This window comes from Gordonia sp. PvP123 (genome assembly GCF_040547295.1).
GTDB lineage: Bacteria > Actinomycetota > Actinomycetes > Mycobacteriales > Mycobacteriaceae > Gordonia > Gordonia terrae.
In genome coordinates, this window is record NZ_JBEPPN010000005.1 from 156,069 (window position 1) to 170,731 (window position 14,663).

Genomic DNA, 14,663 nt, shown 5'->3' on the forward strand with positions numbered 1-14,663 from the left:
CCGCCCGCGCCGCCGGGGAAACGGGGGCGGAACCGGCGCGCGGGATGCGTATCCTGGGGGGATGCAGCACTCCGAACTCGACATCGCACGCCTCGGCATCCCCCGCCTCGGTCCGTCCGGTTCCGGGGTACCCGTCCGCGCTCTGGCCGGCGCCGCGGGACTCGCCGCGGCCGGGCTGTTCTACTCGACGGTGATCGAGCGCAACGCATTCGCGCTGCGACACACGACGCTGTCGGTCCTCGAACCCGGCGCCTCCCCGCTGCGGGTCCTGCACATCAGCGATCTGCACATGATGCCCGGCCAGCGGCTGAAGCAGGCGTGGATCGCCGAGCTCGAGGCGCTCGAACCGGACCTCGTCGTCAACACCGGAGACAATCTCGCGCACCCGCAGGCGGTCCCGTCGGTGATCCAGGCGCTCGGCGGCCTGCTGTCGCGGCCCGGCCTGTTCGTGTTCGGGTCCAACGACTACTTCGGTCCCAAGCCCAAGAACCCGCTCAAGTACTTCAAGAAAGACCACCAGCGCACGCAGGGCGAGCCGCTGCCGTGGCAGGACCTGCGGGCCGCGTTCACTGAACGTGGATGGCTCGACGCGACGCACACCGTCCGCGAACTCGAGGTCAGCGGCGTACGGGTCGTCGCGGCCGGCGTCGACGATCCACACATCGAGCGGGACCGCTACGAGACGATCGCCGGACGTCCCAACCCACTGGCCCATCTGCGGCTCGGTCTGACCCACTCGCCCGAGCCGCGGGTCCTCGACCGGTTCGCTGCCGACGGTTATGACCTGGTCATGGCCGGTCACACGCACGGTGGGCAGCTCTGTCTGCCGTACTTCGGCGCGCTGGTGACGAACTGCCAGCTCGATCGGTCCCGGGTGAAGGGCCCGTCGAGCTGGGGCTCCTCGATGAAACTGCACGTGAGCGCCGGCCTGGGTACCTCGCCGTACGCTCCGGCACGCTTCTGCTGCCGTCCGGAGGCCAGCCTTCTCACCCTCACGCCCGTGTCCCACGGCGACGCCGACTACGACGCCGACCAGTCGCTGCCGCAGCTGGCCCGGGAGACCATGTGAGCGCTGACCTTCATCCCCGTGTGAAGGTCCTCGCTTTCGACACCTTCGGAACGGTCACCGACTGGTTCACCGGCATCTCCGACTCCGTCCGCGAGACCGTCCCGGGTGTCGACGCCGCGTCGTTCGCCAAGGACTGGCGGCGCCGGTATTCGCCGATCCTGGCTCGCGTCGAATCCGGCGAGCTGCCGTGGCGCCGCCTCGACGATCTGCAGACCGAGACCCTGCAGGAGGTCGCCGCGCTGCACGACGTGTCGCTCGACGACACTCAGTCCCGCTCTCTCGTCCGTGCCTGGCGGACGATCCCCGGCTGGCCGGACGCCGCCGACGGCCTCCGGCGCCTCAAACGCGATCACATCATCTGCGCGCTGAGCAACGGGACCGTCGCCCTGCTCACCGACATGGCCCGGCACAACGGATTCCCCTGGGACGTCATCGGCGGTTCCGACCTCTGGCTGCACTACAAGCCGGCGCGCGAGACCTATTGCGGGCTGGCCGATCTCCTTGAGGTCGAACCAGCCGAGGTGATGATGGTGGCAACCCACCAGAGCGATCTCGACGCCGCCCGGTCCTTCGGACTGCGGACGGCGTTCATCGAGCGGCCCGATGAGTGGGGCGGGGACGAGAAAGACGACTCCGGTTCGCCGGACAACGACTACCACGCCACGGATCTGCTCGACCTCGCGCGTCAGCTGAGCCGCGCCGAGAGCGTCGCCCCCGGATGACCCTCGAGGACCTGCTGCGCTGGGAGGACTCCGGGGCGTCGTGGCGGGTGGTCCACCACGGACCGGCCGGGGTGACGCTGGGCCTGCTCCGCTGCGACGGTGGCGAGGAAGTCGACCGCGTCCTCACCGACGACCCGATCATCCTGGCCCACATCGGTGGTCGGCTCTCCTCGGAGGAAGAGCCGGAGTGACCCGGCGACCTGCGGAAACGAGGAGACCCCGACCGGATGTCTCCGGTCAGGGTCTCTTCTGCAATCTCAACCTTGCGTCGGGGTGGCGGGATTCGAACCCACGACCTCTTCGTCCCGAACGAAGCGCGCTACCAAGCTGCGCCACACCCCGTGTGTAGCCTGCGATAGCTTATACCCCACTGTGGTCGAGTACTAAATCGCCTGGTCAAAGATGTGCCCGGTCTGGCTCGAATGCTGTGCGAAAGTGCCTCCCGCACCTCATTCTTGTTGTGGTCCATCCGTACCAGTGCCGCCGCGCCGTCGGTCGGGACCAGGGAGTCGGCGTACAACCACTGAAAGGACACGCCAACCATGAGCGCTTCCCCGGATCAGCAGGCCAACTCGTCTGCCAAGCAGGGTTTCGCATTCGGGATCGCGATCGTAGCCGCCGCGCTGCTCTTCGTAGCCGGCTTGGTCTCGATCTTCCAGGGCATCTCAGCCATCGCCAACGATGAACTGTTCGTCGCCGGACCCCAGTACATCTGGCAGTTCGACCTCACCACCTGGGGCTGGATCCACCTGATCCTCGGCATCGTCGGGGTCCTGGTCGCCGGTGGCCTCGCCGTGGGCGCCGACTGGGCGCGCATCTCCGCGATCATCATCGCGTCGCTGTCGATCATCGCGCAGTTCCTGTGGCTGCCCTACTACCCCGCGTGGGCCATCCTGATCATCGTCCTGGATCTGATCGTGATCTGGGCCGTCTCCACCTGGAATCCCACCAACGAATACAACCTGTGACCGACCGGCCACTGACGCAGTGAGAACACTTCGCTGAGACGAGGGCTGCGGGGACCGACCAATCCACGACGCGCATCCGGTCCGAATCGTCTGGTGACGCTGCTCCACCTCGAGAGCCGCGCGACGACGTTTCGCCCGAAAGGAACACCATGCGCATCACCCGGTCCCTTGCAGCCCTTGTCGCAGGCGTAGTCCTCAGCGTCGGCTTCGCATCCGGAGCCGGCCCGGCGCAAGCGGCGCCGCTGGCCCCCGTGGCGAAGGTCGAGGTGGACCGTTACCTCGGTAAGTGGTGGCAGCTGGCGACAGTGCCGTCGTTCTTCGGCGTCACCTGCGCCCGGGACACCAGCGCGACCTACACCTACATCGACGCCACGACGATCGGCGTCGACAACCAGTGCACCGGCCCCACCGGCATGCGCGGAGGCGTCGTCGGGCGCGCGACCGTCGTCGACCCGCAGACCAATGCGCAACTGAGCGTTCGCTTCCCGCAGACCCCGGGCAGCATCAACCCCGGCGGCGCGCCCAACTACATCGTCGCCTATCTCGAGGACGGCCCGAACCCGACCGGCCCCTACCGGTATGCGATCGTCGGTGATCCCACCCGGGGATCGGGATTTCTGCTCTCCCGCGACAAGGTGGTCCCCAACTCGGAGCTGCGTCGATTGACCAAGGAGATCGAGAAGGTCGGGTACAACCCGTGCACCTTCCTGGTGTCTCCGACCACCGGCGGACGCAGCGACTACTCGCCCTTGTGCACGGTGTGACGGCCACCGTCAGACGATGACCACAGACTCCGGCGCAGGCACGAAAGTGTTTGCGCCGGAGCTTTTTCAGCTTGCCTCGGCGTCCGGCCCGGGCATCGGCGCGGTGCGGCGGAACTCGTCGGGGGTGCAGCCGAACTTCGACCGGAAACGGTTGCGCATCGTCGCCGTCGAGGCGAAGCCGGACGCGTGCGCGATGGCCTCGAGTTTCAGATTGCCCGGCCCCATGAGCAATCCCTGGGCCCATTCCAGGCGGCGGTCGGCGATCATCTCCGCGAGCGAGGTGGTGCCGCCGGCGAGGACCCGGTAGAGGTGCCGGCGACTCACGTGCAGGTGCCGGGCGACGATCTCGACGCTGAAGTCGGGATCACGGAAGTTGCGCTCGATGAGGTCGGTGACCGCGGCGCGCAAGTACCGCTCACTCGTCCGCATATCCGACCGCGGAGCACCCGAATTCGATTCCGGCACTACGCGTATCGACTGCACGTCCCGACCATTGAGGATTGCGGTCACCTGGGTTCCTTCCACACGAAGACTGCTCCCACCCGATACACGAGCTTATCGACGCTCACGTCGCCGGTCTTGGGCCTTTGGTCCCACTTTCAAGGATTCTGGTCCCGGGATCGTGCTGCGCCACGACGGGTTCCGTGAGCCGGGGCGGCGCCAGACCGGGTCAGACGTCCAACTCTGGAGGCCGGCGGGAGCACGCGTCGTAGGGTGAGAACCGTGACCACCGACGACGCCGCAGACGCACGACGCGTCGAGCTCCGGGCGGCCGCGCTCAGGATCGCCGATGAGGTCTTGTTCCCGGCGGCCGGAGAGGTGGACCGCACCGGCACAGTGCCCGAAGCGCACTGGCAGGCGCTCGCCGACGCCGGCCTGTACGGGATGGCCGCGCCGGTCGAGGCCGGTGGGCCGGGACTCGAGTTCGGTCAGATCACCGAGATCCTGGAGGTACTGACCAGCGGTTGTCTCGCCACCGCCTTCACCTGGATTCAGCATCACGGCGTCGTGGTGGCCCTGTCCCGGACCACGAACGCCGACCTACGAGCGGAATTCCTCGAAGCGACCGTGGCCGGACGACTGCGTGCGGGGGTCGCCTATGCCGGGGTCGTCCCCACGCCGCCACGGATGTCCGCGACGGCCACCGCCGACGGCTGGCTGCTCACCGGTCACGCTCCCTTCGTCAGCGGCTGGGGCGACCTCGACCTCCTGCAGATCTCGGCACGCGACGCCGGCACCGACGATGTCGTGTCCGCGATCGTGCGCATGTCCGATCTCCTCGACGGCTCGTCGGCCCGCGCGGTGCAGGCCACACCCGTCGACCTGTCCGCTGCCGCCGGGACGAAGACGGTGTCGCTGCACGTCGACGGCCTCATCGTCCCCGTCGATCGGGTGGTGACCCGAGTGGGCCTCGCGGAGTTCTTCACGAACCAGAACGTCGGAGTCCGGCTCAACGGCACCCTCCCGTTCGGACTCCTGCGCCGATGCACCGCGCTGCTCGACGTCAGCGGGCACGACCGTGAAGCCCGTGCGCTGCGTGAACGCGCCGACGTCGTGCGAACCGCACTCGACGCCGGGATGGCGGATGCCACCGCGTTGCTGGCAGCCCGGGCCGACGCCGCCCGCCTGGCACTCGACGCCGCCGCCGCGCTGGTGTCCGCGGACGGCGGACGCGCACTCGTGCGCGGGAGTCATTCCGAGCGACTGTTCCGCGAAGCCGCGTTCATCCTGGTCGCCGCGAGTCGACCGGAGCTGAAAAACGCGCTGCTGCAGCTCTTCAGCGGTAGGTGAAGTCGCGCAGGAAGATGGCCTCGGCCAGCGCGATCCGTTCGATCTCCGAAGGGTCGACGCTCTCGTTGGGTGCGTGGATCAGGCAGCGCGGCTCCTCGACACCGAAGAGCATGATCTCGGCGTCGGGGTACAGCGACTGGAGAACGTTGCACAACGGGATCGACCCGCCCTGTCCCTGGATCAGCACCTCACTGCCGTAGGCGGTCGACATCGCGTCGGTGAGTGTGTCGTACGCCGGGCCGCTGGTGGACCCGACGAACGGCGCCCCGACCGCCTCGCGTTCGAAGGACACCCGTGCGTTCCAGGGCGTGACCCCGCGGAGATGCTCGATCAGTGCGTCCTGCGCATGCGTGGGGTCCATCCCCGGCGGCACCCGGAGATTGATCCGCGCCCGCGCCCGCGGCTGCACGGCCGCCGACGATCCGACCACCGGTGGGCAGTCGATACCGAGCACCGTGGCGGCCGGACGCGCCCACACCATGTCCGACACCGATCCCGATCCGACCAGTTCGACCCCGTCGAGAACCGTTGCATCGCCACGGAATCGCTCGGGCGGGTAGGACACCCCAGACCAGCGGGCGTCGGCGTCGAGTCCACTGACGGTGGTGTTGCCGCGCTCGTCACGCAGGGTGGCGAGCATCGAGATGAGGGCGGCGAGGGCATCCGGCGCGGCGCCGCCGAACATCCCGGAGTGCATGGCCGACCCGAGCGTCTCCACCGACACCACGATGTTCGCGATACCCCGCAGGGTGGTCGTCAGGCTCGGTTTCCCGACGGCGAAGTTGCCGGAGTCCGCGATCAGGATGGCATCGGCCGCAAGCAGTTCCGGATTCCGGACCGCGAAGTCCTCGAGGCCGCCGGTCCCCTGCTCCTCCGAGCCCTCACCGATGATCTTCACCGTCACCCCGGCCCGGCCGGCAAGTGCCCGCAGCGCGGTGAGGTGTACCGCGATGTTGCCTTTGCAGTCCGCCGCTCCGCGCCCGAACCAGCGACCGTCGCGCTCGGTCAATTCCCACACGGGAGAATCCCATTCGTCGTCACCGAGGGGCGGTTGGACGTCGTGGTGAAAGTAGAGCAGGACGGTCGGTGCGCCCTCCGGGCCGGGAATCGATCCGGTGATCGCCTTGCTCCCGTCGCTCGTGACATGTGCGGCGATGTCCTCCACGCCGACATCCCGGAACGCCGACAGCAGCCAGTCGACCATCCCGTCGCACTCCTCGACGGGGAACTGATGCGGATCGTGCACCGACCGGAAACCGACCATCTCCGCGAGATCTGACCTCGCCTGCGGCATCAGCGCGGCCACCTGGTCACGCAGTTCGACGTCCCTGTCGTTTTCTCGCGCAGTCGATTTCACCGGCGATCTCCCGTCTGTCCTCGAATCGGGCGGTCCCGGCCGAACGGACGGGACTCAGCTCTTTCCCTCGGCCGCCAGGTCGTACACCTCGAGTTCGCCGCGGCCGATGGCCTCCATCATCCTCGAATGGTCGGAGTCGTTGAGATCCGCGTAGCCGATCGAGAACTCGGCGATGGCCTCGCCGAAGCCCTTGGTGGTCTCCAGGTACTCGGCGATCCGGAAGCGGCTCGCGGTGCGCGCATGCGCCTGACCCAGGACCAGACCGCACAACTGCGCATACAACTTCATGCCCTCCGGGCTCAGGGCCTCGACGACCACCGAACCCTTGCCATCCCGCAGTTGGCGCACGTAGAAGTCGCGTCGCTCGCCGTTCTCGTCGGTCCCCGTCGACCAGCCGAGGAACAGATCGCTGGTCGCCTGGAGCAGTCGCTGACCCTCGACCACCCGCTGGCCCTGGTTGTCGAAGCCGGACGCAGGCACATGGTCGGCGAGAACCGAGCGTTGCGCTTCCTTGACCTGGAGGAAGAGCGGGTCACCCATCTCCTTGCCGGTGAGCAGGATGATCCATGCCCGCGTACCGACGCTGCCGACTCCCACCACCTTGAACGCGATGTCGACGATCTCGAACTGGTCGAGGAGCGCCGCCACGTGCAGGGGCACGGTGTCGCGGTAGGCACTGATCCGCTCGCGGACCCGCTCCGCGACGACGTCGGCGGTCTCCGCCGGGAACCGTTCGTGCAGGGGCACCAGAAGCGGAGGGTCACTGCGGATGTGCGCCGTACCGTCGGCGTCGATCACGCAGAGCTTCGCAAGGGCCTGGGCACTGTCGCGGTGACGCGCCTTCTTGAGGGCCTTCTGCGTACGCTCACTCATCGACGTGTCGAGCTTCGGACCGAAATCCGTCAGGAAGTCGTCGGCGTCGATGCCGGCGTACCAGTTCTCGAGCGTCGTCTGCGTGGCGCTGCGCGCGATGGCCCGCCGGTACGACTTGGCGACGGTCTTGGCGACCTTGCGGTTGATCGCGTCGTCGAATCCGTTGTTGCGTCCGGCGATCGCGAAGCTCGCCGCGAGGCGTTTGACGTCCCACTCGAACGGGCCGACGTGCGTCTCGTCGAAGTCGTTGAGGTCGAACACCATTCGACGTTCGGGGCTGAAGAAGAGACCGAGATTGCTGAGGTGTGCGTCGCCACAGAGTTGCGTGATGATCCCGGTGTCCGGGGTTCGCGACAGATCGTCGGACATCACCGCGGCCGCACCGCGGTAGAAGGTGAACGGGGTGGCCGACATCCGGGCGTGCCGCACCGGGATCAGGTCGGCGACCCGGGTCTGTGCCTGCGCCGCCAGGATTTTCAGCGGGTCGGCGCGCTCGGTCGGCGTGGGGCACGCGGCGAGTTCGGCAGCGGTGGGCAGGGTGGAGAGGGATGTCGCCACGGGCGCTCCTTCACGTCGGTGCGGCCCCGCCACCGGGCGGAGTTGCAGTTCTCCGGGTCCCGTTCGGAACCCGCGGTGAACCGCCGCGAACGACGTCCGTCCGGCCCGGACCGCATGGTGACGTCGGAGTCACTGATACGACACGAACCAGGGGGACGGGCGCACCGCCAGCGTGGTCGCGGGCGAGAACGTCGGCTTGTCCTCCGTGTAGAAATTCTTCCAGCCCATCCACATCCCCGCCGGGAGATCGGTGACCAATCTGCGCCAGGTTTCCATCTTGACGTCCGGGGTGCCGTGCCCGTCGGCGTGCAGAACCACCTGCAACTCGTCGCGGTCGGTCACGATCGCGGGCCGATCGTCGAGCATCCCGGCGTCGAACTGGTGCAGCACGAACAATTTCTGCGGGAGGCGGCGGCTTCGGACGAGTCCGGCGAGCCACTCCGAGGTCCGGTTGACCTCCCCGGCCCCGACCGAGCCGATCTGGGTGAGATGGACCTGATCGGGTTCGAGCCGCCACTCGGGGTCCAGCGCCAGGCCGACATGCGGCTGGGCCAGCAGGTCGGCGTAGCGACGCGCCTGCGTCAGGAAGTCCATGCGCCCCGGTTGGAGGTCGAGGGTCACGTAGACCCCGGCGCGGCCGGCGGCCTCGACCCAGGGCCGCAGGGTCTCCGGATCGATCATGTTCGTGTAGGTCGACCCCGGGCCCGGTTCGGCCGAGGCGACCGACGCGATGATCTCGAACGCCGGGACCACCGGTTCGGCACTCACCCGCTGATACTCGGCGGCGAGGCGACGCACCCGGTCTATCGACGCCGCGATGCCCTGCCGGCCGAGGGGACCGAGCGCCGGCGCGTCCGGCGAGCCGTACAACGCCACCATCCGCCTGCCCGGGAAGACGACCTGCCCACCGCCGGGCAGTTCCGGTGTGTCGCGGGCCAGTTCGACGCGCCGGGCGAACTCCTCGGTGGTGCCGAAGCCGGGTCCCACCGCCCGCACGGCGGCCGGTTCGGACGCGGCCGCCTCGATCGTGGCCACCGACTCGGCGGTCGCACGCGGGTCGGGTACCGGCACCTCGACGACACGTGCCGCCGACCGTGCCGTCATGATCGCGTCGGCCGGGGCGTCGCGGGTCAGCATCACCACCGGTGCGGTCCCCGACCTCGAGGCGTTGCCCCGCAGGTCGTCGAGAGCCGCCGAGATACGCGGCGACGGGATGCCATCGACCCGACCGAGCCGGACCTCGGTCTCGACCCCGAGTCGTCGGAGTTCGTCGGTGACGCTGGGCGCCGTCTGCGGGGTCACGGCCAGGACCGGCACGTGCTTGTCCTGTGCGACACGTGCTGCAGCGGCCCGGCCGGCGGCGTCGTCGAGTGCGTCGGGACCCACCAGGATCGCCTCGTCGGATCGGGCGTACAGCTCGCGACTGAGCTGAACGGACTCCGGTGCATCGCCGGAGAGCACGCCGACGCCCGGCGGCGGGTTCGTATACGCACCGATCCCGGACGCCCCGACGCCTGAAGCCCCGACACCGGTTGCCGAAGCGCTCACGACGAGGCCGACGACCACGCACACGATCGACGTCCAGATCACCCGACCGGTCACCCGCGCACCCTCCCGTTCGTTGCCGAATCCTCCGCGCGGCTGCCGGGCTCGCCCCGGTCCGTCCGTTCCGGCGCAGACGGACGCCCAACGTAGCAGCGCCGGCAGTGCGGGTTCGACGGCCACCGCGGGGGCGAGGCCGTGACCGGCCACGACGACGCGGCCCTGTGACCCGCTTCACGACTGCAACAGGTTCTAGTTGTAGCGTGCATGTCGTGGACTACTGGGGTGTGATGGTCGGGTTGGGACTCTTGGCTACGGCGTTCGGCGTCGTCGGATTCGTGCGATACCGCGAACGGGAATCGACGACCCTGCAGCGCCAGACCCAGCTCGCCCGGGAACTGCGCGACCTCGCCGGCGACGACGAGGTGCGGCTGGCCGCGGTCGACGAGTTCTCGTTGACCATCTATCACCGGCTCTTCTACGCCTCGGTGGTCGCGCCGTGGATTCGGAGCGCCGCGTGGGCGCTTCTCGGTTCAGTGCTCGCCGGAGCGGGAGCGCTCGCGGTGGGATCACTCGACGGCGTGTTCGCGACCGTCGTACACGTCGCGACGATCGTGGCCGCAGGCGTCTTCGGGGTCTCGACGCTGGTGTACGTCGGCATCGCGCTGTATCACTCGGCGACCACGCCACGGGTGTCCTTCAGCGACTCCTACGCCGGCGAGGACTCGGATCCGGACTCGGCCCCGTCCACCGAAGCCACGTCCACCGAGGCCCCGACGGCCGAAGCCACGTCCACCGAGGCCCCGTCCACCGAAACCCCCTCCACCGAAACCCCGGTCTCCACACGGCCCGTCGACTGACCGACCGGCGACCCGAGACACAACGAACCCCCACCGGGCTGGACCGCCCGGCGGGGGTTCGTTGCTGTGAGAGGGTCAGGCGGCTCGCTAGGCGATCTGCGCCTGCCACATCCAGTGCAGCTGCTCGAGCTTCGAGGCGAACGAGATCAGCAGATCCTGGGTGACCGGATCGGCCTCCTCGGTGACCCCGATTCGCTCGCGGAGACCCGCGACGACTGCCTTGAGATTGTCGACGATCGCCTCGACGACGTCACTGTCCTTGGTCCATCCCTCACCGAATCCCTTGGTGTGGGCGGTCTTCGCGACGGTCTCGGCACGGCCGTCGGGGCTCACGCCGATCGCGGTGGCCCGTTCGGCCGCCGCATCGGTGAACTCCCGGGACACCGTGACCAGCTCATCGAGGTCGAGATGCACCGACCGGAACTGCTTGCCGACCACGTTCCAGTGCGCCTGCTTCGCGATGAGCGACAAGTCGATGAGATCGACGAGAGTGTCCTGCAACGCCTTTCCGGCGACGGACTGCTGCTCGTCGGTGAGTGTGCTGGTGATCGGAGTGGTGGTCATGATCAAGAACTCCCTTCTTGTCATAGCTGGTCGCAGTCGTGCTCCGACTGCGCTGTGCGACGCGGTCAGACGCGGACGGTGACCGCGGAGTCGATGTTGCCCTTGGTCGCCTTCGAGTACGGGCAGAACGTGTACGCGAGGTCGGCGAGCTCCTTGGCCTTGGCCTCATCGAGGCCGGGCAGCGACACCTCGATGGCGACGGTGAGCCCGAATCCGTTGTCCGCGGGGTCTTTCCCGATTCCGACGGTCACGTCCACGGTTGCCCCGTCGGGGACCGAGGTGTCCGCCTGCTTGGCCGTGGCACGAAGCGCGCTCAGGAAGCAGGCCGCGTAGCCCGCGGAGAACAACTCCTCCGGATTGGTTCCCTCGCCGTTGCCACCGAGTTCCTTCGGCGGGCGCAGGTCCAGGTCGATCTGGCCGCTTGCCGAGACGACTTCGCCGTCGCGTCCACCGCCGGACGCCTTCGACGAGATGGTGTACACCGGTTCGATTGCCATTCGAGATCCTCCTGGATGCTCAGTGCGGGTTCGGGCCAACGGTCGTTCCAACCCGTTCCGTTCACCGAACATTCCGGCGACACCGCCGTCGGCGACGTGATGGTCGCGACACCGGTCTCCGCAACCGGCTCAGCGTCCGCGCATCATCCGCGTCGGCTTCATCCGGGTCGACTCCGGTAGCCATTGGTTGACCGGGCGACGCAGGGTGCAGAGGGCGGCGACCACGAGCAGAACGAATTGCGCATAGCTCAGGACGACCATGGTCGACGACACGTCCGGGTACCGGAAGAGGAGGTCGACGCCGACGGGGATGCACAACAGGTGCACGACGACGGCAGCCAGGAAGAAGTTCCGGAGGTGGCGGCTGTGCTGTGTGGCAGCGGTGACCAGGCACGCGTACTCGATGGCGAGCACGACGATGATCATCACCAGCATGAACGGCGGGAAGAACCCGGCGAGCGTATCGACCTCGCTCTCCGGGGCGGAGTTCGCCGGGTCGGCCACCACTCCTTCCAGCAACCGGCCACGCAGGTCGTCGGTGATGGTCCCCAGGTTGAAGAAGCCGTAGATCGTCAGCACCAACCCGATCACCGCAGCGCCCCACCACACGATCCGTGCGTGCACGGCGAGCGCATCCGGTGGCCGTCCGGGATCGCCGGGCCGGGCCGGATAGAGCGCCGCCTGGTCCCGGTCTCGGGAGGATCGTTCGAGGGCGGCCAGGTCCTCGGCATCCAGCTCGGCCTGGCTCGGGACACGGTCGGGGTCACGCCCGGCCGGGTCGCCGGACGTCCCGCCGGTCGGGTCCTTCGGATCCGTCATGCCCCGATCCTGCCACTCGCCCCGGCGGCCCTCCAGCGCCGAGAACCGCCCGACAACGTGCGGCCTATTTCCGGAACTCGGTCAGTACGAATTCCATCCCGGGCACGAATGTCCCGAGCATGGGCACGACGTGGTTGACGATCGACTTGGTCAGGATGGGCGGGGTGGGATCGGTGACGAAGGTGACGTCGGCGCCCTGCGCCCGCCAGTCCGCGGCGAGCTGCGCGACCTGGCCGTACGGGATCACGTCGTCGTGCAGTCCGCCTTCGACGAAGACGGGCGCGTTCGGCTTCAGGCGTCCGATCCGCTGTTGCCGGACCACGTCCTGCAGCCCCGGCGATCGCGCGATGAGGGCTGACAGCGTCTCACCGGTTCGCGTCCACGTCTCGACGCGGCGGAAACCGAAGGCCGGGATGATGTCGCCGATACAACTCGTCGAGATCTGCTTCAGTGCGGCCTTGCCGGTCGGATTGGTCTCTCGGCGCACCACGTCGGCGACGTTCGGATACCGCTCGGTCAGTCCGTTGATCGCGAAACCGATCGCACCCGCGATGGTGGTGCCGTCGATCGCCGGGATGACCTTCTCCAGGTCGGCCGGGGGTGCGCCGGCATAGGTGGCGCGGACGTTCAGCTCGGGCGCGTAGGTCTCGGCGAGTTCGGCGGCCGACGCCGCGGCTCCCCCGCCTTGCGAGTACCCGGCGAAGCCGACCGGCGCATCGGCGGGCGCGCCCGAGAGGTCGAGCGCGGCCCGCGCACCGTCGAGCATGGCCTGTCCGGACTCGGCGCGGTTGACGTAGGTGTGCACACCGGGCGTGCCCATCCCGACGTAATCGGTGACGAAGACCCGCACGCCGTGGACGAGCATGTAGTACATCTCAGGTGCCGTGTAGTTGACCGAGATGCTCGGCTTCGTGAGGTCGACCGCCATCGGCAGACCCATCAGCTTCGACGGGGCGCACTGGTCGCCCTGACCGATCGTTCCGGAACCGACGACCAGAGTCGGTCGCGGACCCTTGCCGCGCCACGGCGCGGTGGGCTCGACGACGGTGCCGGTGACCGGGACGGGTGTCCCGTCGGAACGACGCGAGGTGTACATCACGGTGCGCGCCGTCCCCGGCCACTGACCGGCCATCCCGGGGATCTGGAGCAGCAGCGGACTCGACTGGCTGCGGATCACCGAACCCGGCTCGGATGCATACCGGGCCGGTGGGCTGTAGAAATCCGCCGCGGCAGCGGTCCCGGCCGCAGCCGGAACCAAGGATGCGGCACAGGCCGCCACCAACGCGCCGGCGACACCGACGATGCGTCTCGATGTCCTGCGATGAGTCATGTTCTTCCCCGACCTCACGTTCATGGCTGTGTAACCTACCCCACAGTAACTTGAGTCAGGTGACTGGCATCGCGTCGGGGGTCCGGGCACCAGGAGTTCCCCACTCCGGCATCCGGGGGAGCAGCCGACGACGGAGTCCCGACGCGGTGGGCCGAACATCCTCCCCAAGGGGCCCGGTCATTTCAGTGCAGCGAATGAATTCGTTACGGTCTCGTGATTGAATAATGCGCAATTTCGCTCGCGTTCCCCAAAAAGAATGACCGGCACTTTTCCCTCACCCATTCATACGAATAGCCTCGAATTCGGATCGGTACATTTCTCAGGTCGATTCCGACCCCATTTCGATCGGTTTCTCGGGCGAATCGGCACACCACGACGAGAGGCGAAAAGTGAACAAGAAGGTCAGCAAGGGTCTGTTCGCAGCGGTGGCGGCCGTGCTGCTGTTGCTGGGCGGCCTGGGCACCTACGCCCTGTGGAGCGACAGCGAGACCACCGACTCCGGCGACGTCCAGACCGGAACGCTCGACCTGACAGCAGTGAATGCGGGTCAGTGGCAGGATGTCTCGAATGCCGCGGCCCCGGTCGACATCGATCCGGCGACCTTCCGGATGGTGCCCGGTGACGTCCTGCAGTTCACCGCGAGCTACCGGGTCGCGGCGGTCGGCGACAACCTGACCGCGCGCATCACCACGACGAATCAGGGCACCAACGTCATTCCGGCAGCGCTGACGGATTGGGTGACGGTCACGAACACCGCGACCTTCGGCGGCGCGCCCATTCCGAGCAGCGTGATCACGACGGCCGACAACGGAAAGACCGTTGACGTCACCGTCACGGTGGACTTCGATCGCGGCACCCCCGATCAGGTGGGGATCAACTCGACGGTCAACCTCTCGCAGCTGCAGGTGACCCTGCAGCAGGAACGCGCCTGAGCGACCTCGACGACGAC

16 protein-coding genes and 1 tRNA gene are annotated in these 14,663 nt (G+C 68.1%); 8 read left to right on the forward strand and 9 right to left on the reverse strand.

Annotation, left to right across the window (positions count from 1 at the left end):
- Window positions 1-61 precede the first annotated feature (61 nt).
- Genes ABIC25_RS11050 through ABIC25_RS11060 form a run of 3 tightly spaced genes read left to right on the forward strand, consistent with a single transcriptional unit; the run spans window position 62 to window position 1,982 of the window.
- A complete protein-coding gene (locus ABIC25_RS11050; RefSeq protein ID WP_004022076.1) occupies window positions 62-1,069 on the forward strand; it encodes a metallophosphoesterase in 1,008 nt (335 codons plus the stop codon).
- Window positions 1,066-1,791 carry a haloacid dehalogenase type II gene (locus ABIC25_RS11055; RefSeq protein WP_354561414.1) on the forward strand — a complete coding sequence of 242 codons (726 nt, stop codon included), beginning with the start codon at window positions 1,066-1,068 and terminating at the stop codon, window positions 1,789-1,791. The genes ABIC25_RS11050 and ABIC25_RS11055 overlap by 4 nt, the downstream gene beginning before the upstream one ends.
- Window positions 1,788-1,982, forward strand: coding sequence for a hypothetical protein (locus ABIC25_RS11060; protein ID WP_354561416.1), 195 nt, complete (start codon window positions 1,788-1,790; stop codon window positions 1,980-1,982). Before ABIC25_RS11055 ends, ABIC25_RS11060 begins: the two co-directional genes overlap by 4 nt.
- 77 nt (window positions 1,983-2,059) lie before the next feature.
- On the opposite strand, the gene ABIC25_RS11065 is transcribed toward ABIC25_RS11060, so the two are convergent.
- Window positions 2,060-2,133: transfer RNA gene (locus ABIC25_RS11065), tRNA-Pro, on the reverse strand.
- A 200-nt stretch (window positions 2,134-2,333) separates the two neighbouring features.
- Here ABIC25_RS11065 and ABIC25_RS11070 point away from each other — a divergent pair.
- Both ABIC25_RS11070 and ABIC25_RS11075 read left to right on the forward strand, forming a co-directional pair.
- Entirely contained in the window at window positions 2,334-2,759 is a 426-nt protein-coding gene (locus tag ABIC25_RS11070) for a DUF7144 family membrane protein (protein WP_004023358.1), read from the forward strand.
- Window positions 2,760-2,908: 149 nt separating this feature from the next.
- Complete coding sequence (locus tag ABIC25_RS11075; protein WP_239401960.1) at window positions 2,909-3,523, forward strand: lipocalin family protein; 615 nt, start codon at window positions 2,909-2,911, stop codon at window positions 3,521-3,523.
- Between the two features lie 66 nt (window positions 3,524-3,589).
- Here the strand turns inward: ABIC25_RS11075 and ABIC25_RS11080 are convergent, their stop codons facing one another.
- A complete protein-coding gene (locus tag ABIC25_RS11080; RefSeq protein ID WP_239401962.1) occupies window positions 3,590-4,033 on the reverse strand; it encodes a helix-turn-helix transcriptional regulator in 444 nt (147 codons plus the stop codon).
- A gap of 213 nt (window positions 4,034-4,246) precedes the next feature.
- Here ABIC25_RS11080 and ABIC25_RS11085 point away from each other — a divergent pair, with 213 nt between their 5' ends.
- On the forward strand, window positions 4,247-5,314 hold the full coding sequence (locus ABIC25_RS11085; RefSeq protein WP_354561418.1) for an acyl-CoA dehydrogenase family protein: 1,068 nt from the start codon (window positions 4,247-4,249) through the stop codon (window positions 5,312-5,314).
- Here ABIC25_RS11085 and ABIC25_RS11090 read toward each other — a convergent pair.
- The 3 genes from ABIC25_RS11090 to ABIC25_RS11100 form a co-directional block, all read right to left on the reverse strand.
- On the reverse strand, window positions 5,301-6,671 hold the full coding sequence (locus ABIC25_RS11090; RefSeq protein ID WP_354561419.1) for a dipeptidase: 1,371 nt from the start codon (window positions 6,669-6,671) through the stop codon (window positions 5,301-5,303). The genes ABIC25_RS11085 and ABIC25_RS11090 overlap by 14 nt on opposite strands.
- Window positions 6,672-6,725: 54 nt before the next feature.
- The gene (locus tag ABIC25_RS11095) at window positions 6,726-8,102 is read right to left on the reverse strand and encodes a DUF2252 domain-containing protein (protein ID WP_354561420.1); all 1,377 of its coding nucleotides are present in this window, start codon (window positions 8,100-8,102) and stop codon (window positions 6,726-6,728) included.
- 129 nt (window positions 8,103-8,231) lie between these two features.
- Window positions 8,232-9,704, reverse strand: a complete 1,473-nt coding sequence (locus tag ABIC25_RS11100; protein WP_354561667.1) for a serine/threonine-protein kinase — start codon at window positions 9,702-9,704, stop codon at window positions 8,232-8,234.
- A gap of 203 nt (window positions 9,705-9,907) precedes the next feature.
- Here ABIC25_RS11100 and ABIC25_RS11105 point away from each other — a divergent pair, with 203 nt between their 5' ends.
- Entirely contained in the window at window positions 9,908-10,504 is a 597-nt protein-coding gene (locus ABIC25_RS11105) for a hypothetical protein (protein WP_354561422.1), read from the forward strand.
- Window positions 10,505-10,591: 87 nt separating this feature from the next.
- On the opposite strand, the gene ABIC25_RS11110 is transcribed toward ABIC25_RS11105, so the two are convergent.
- The 4 genes from ABIC25_RS11110 to ABIC25_RS11125 form a co-directional block, all read right to left on the reverse strand.
- Window positions 10,592-11,068, reverse strand: a complete 477-nt coding sequence (locus ABIC25_RS11110) for a Dps family protein (protein WP_004023350.1) — start codon at window positions 11,066-11,068, stop codon at window positions 10,592-10,594.
- Between the two features lie 65 nt (window positions 11,069-11,133).
- Window positions 11,134-11,565 carry an organic hydroperoxide resistance protein gene (locus ABIC25_RS11115; RefSeq protein ID WP_354561424.1) on the reverse strand — a complete coding sequence of 144 codons (432 nt, stop codon included), beginning with the start codon at window positions 11,563-11,565 and terminating at the stop codon, window positions 11,134-11,136.
- 129 nt (window positions 11,566-11,694) lie between these two features.
- Entirely contained in the window at window positions 11,695-12,384 is a 690-nt protein-coding gene (locus tag ABIC25_RS11120) for a hypothetical protein (protein ID WP_004023348.1), read from the reverse strand.
- 64 nt (window positions 12,385-12,448) lie between these two features.
- Window positions 12,449-13,714 carry a lipase family protein gene (locus tag ABIC25_RS11125; RefSeq protein WP_354561425.1) on the reverse strand — a complete coding sequence of 422 codons (1,266 nt, stop codon included), beginning with the start codon at window positions 13,712-13,714 and terminating at the stop codon, window positions 12,449-12,451.
- A gap of 389 nt (window positions 13,715-14,103) precedes the next feature.
- Here ABIC25_RS11125 and ABIC25_RS11130 point away from each other — a divergent pair, with 389 nt between their 5' ends.
- Window positions 14,104-14,646, forward strand: coding sequence for an alternate-type signal peptide domain-containing protein (locus ABIC25_RS11130; protein ID WP_354561427.1), 543 nt, complete (start codon window positions 14,104-14,106; stop codon window positions 14,644-14,646).
- Window positions 14,647-14,663 lie beyond the last annotated feature (17 nt).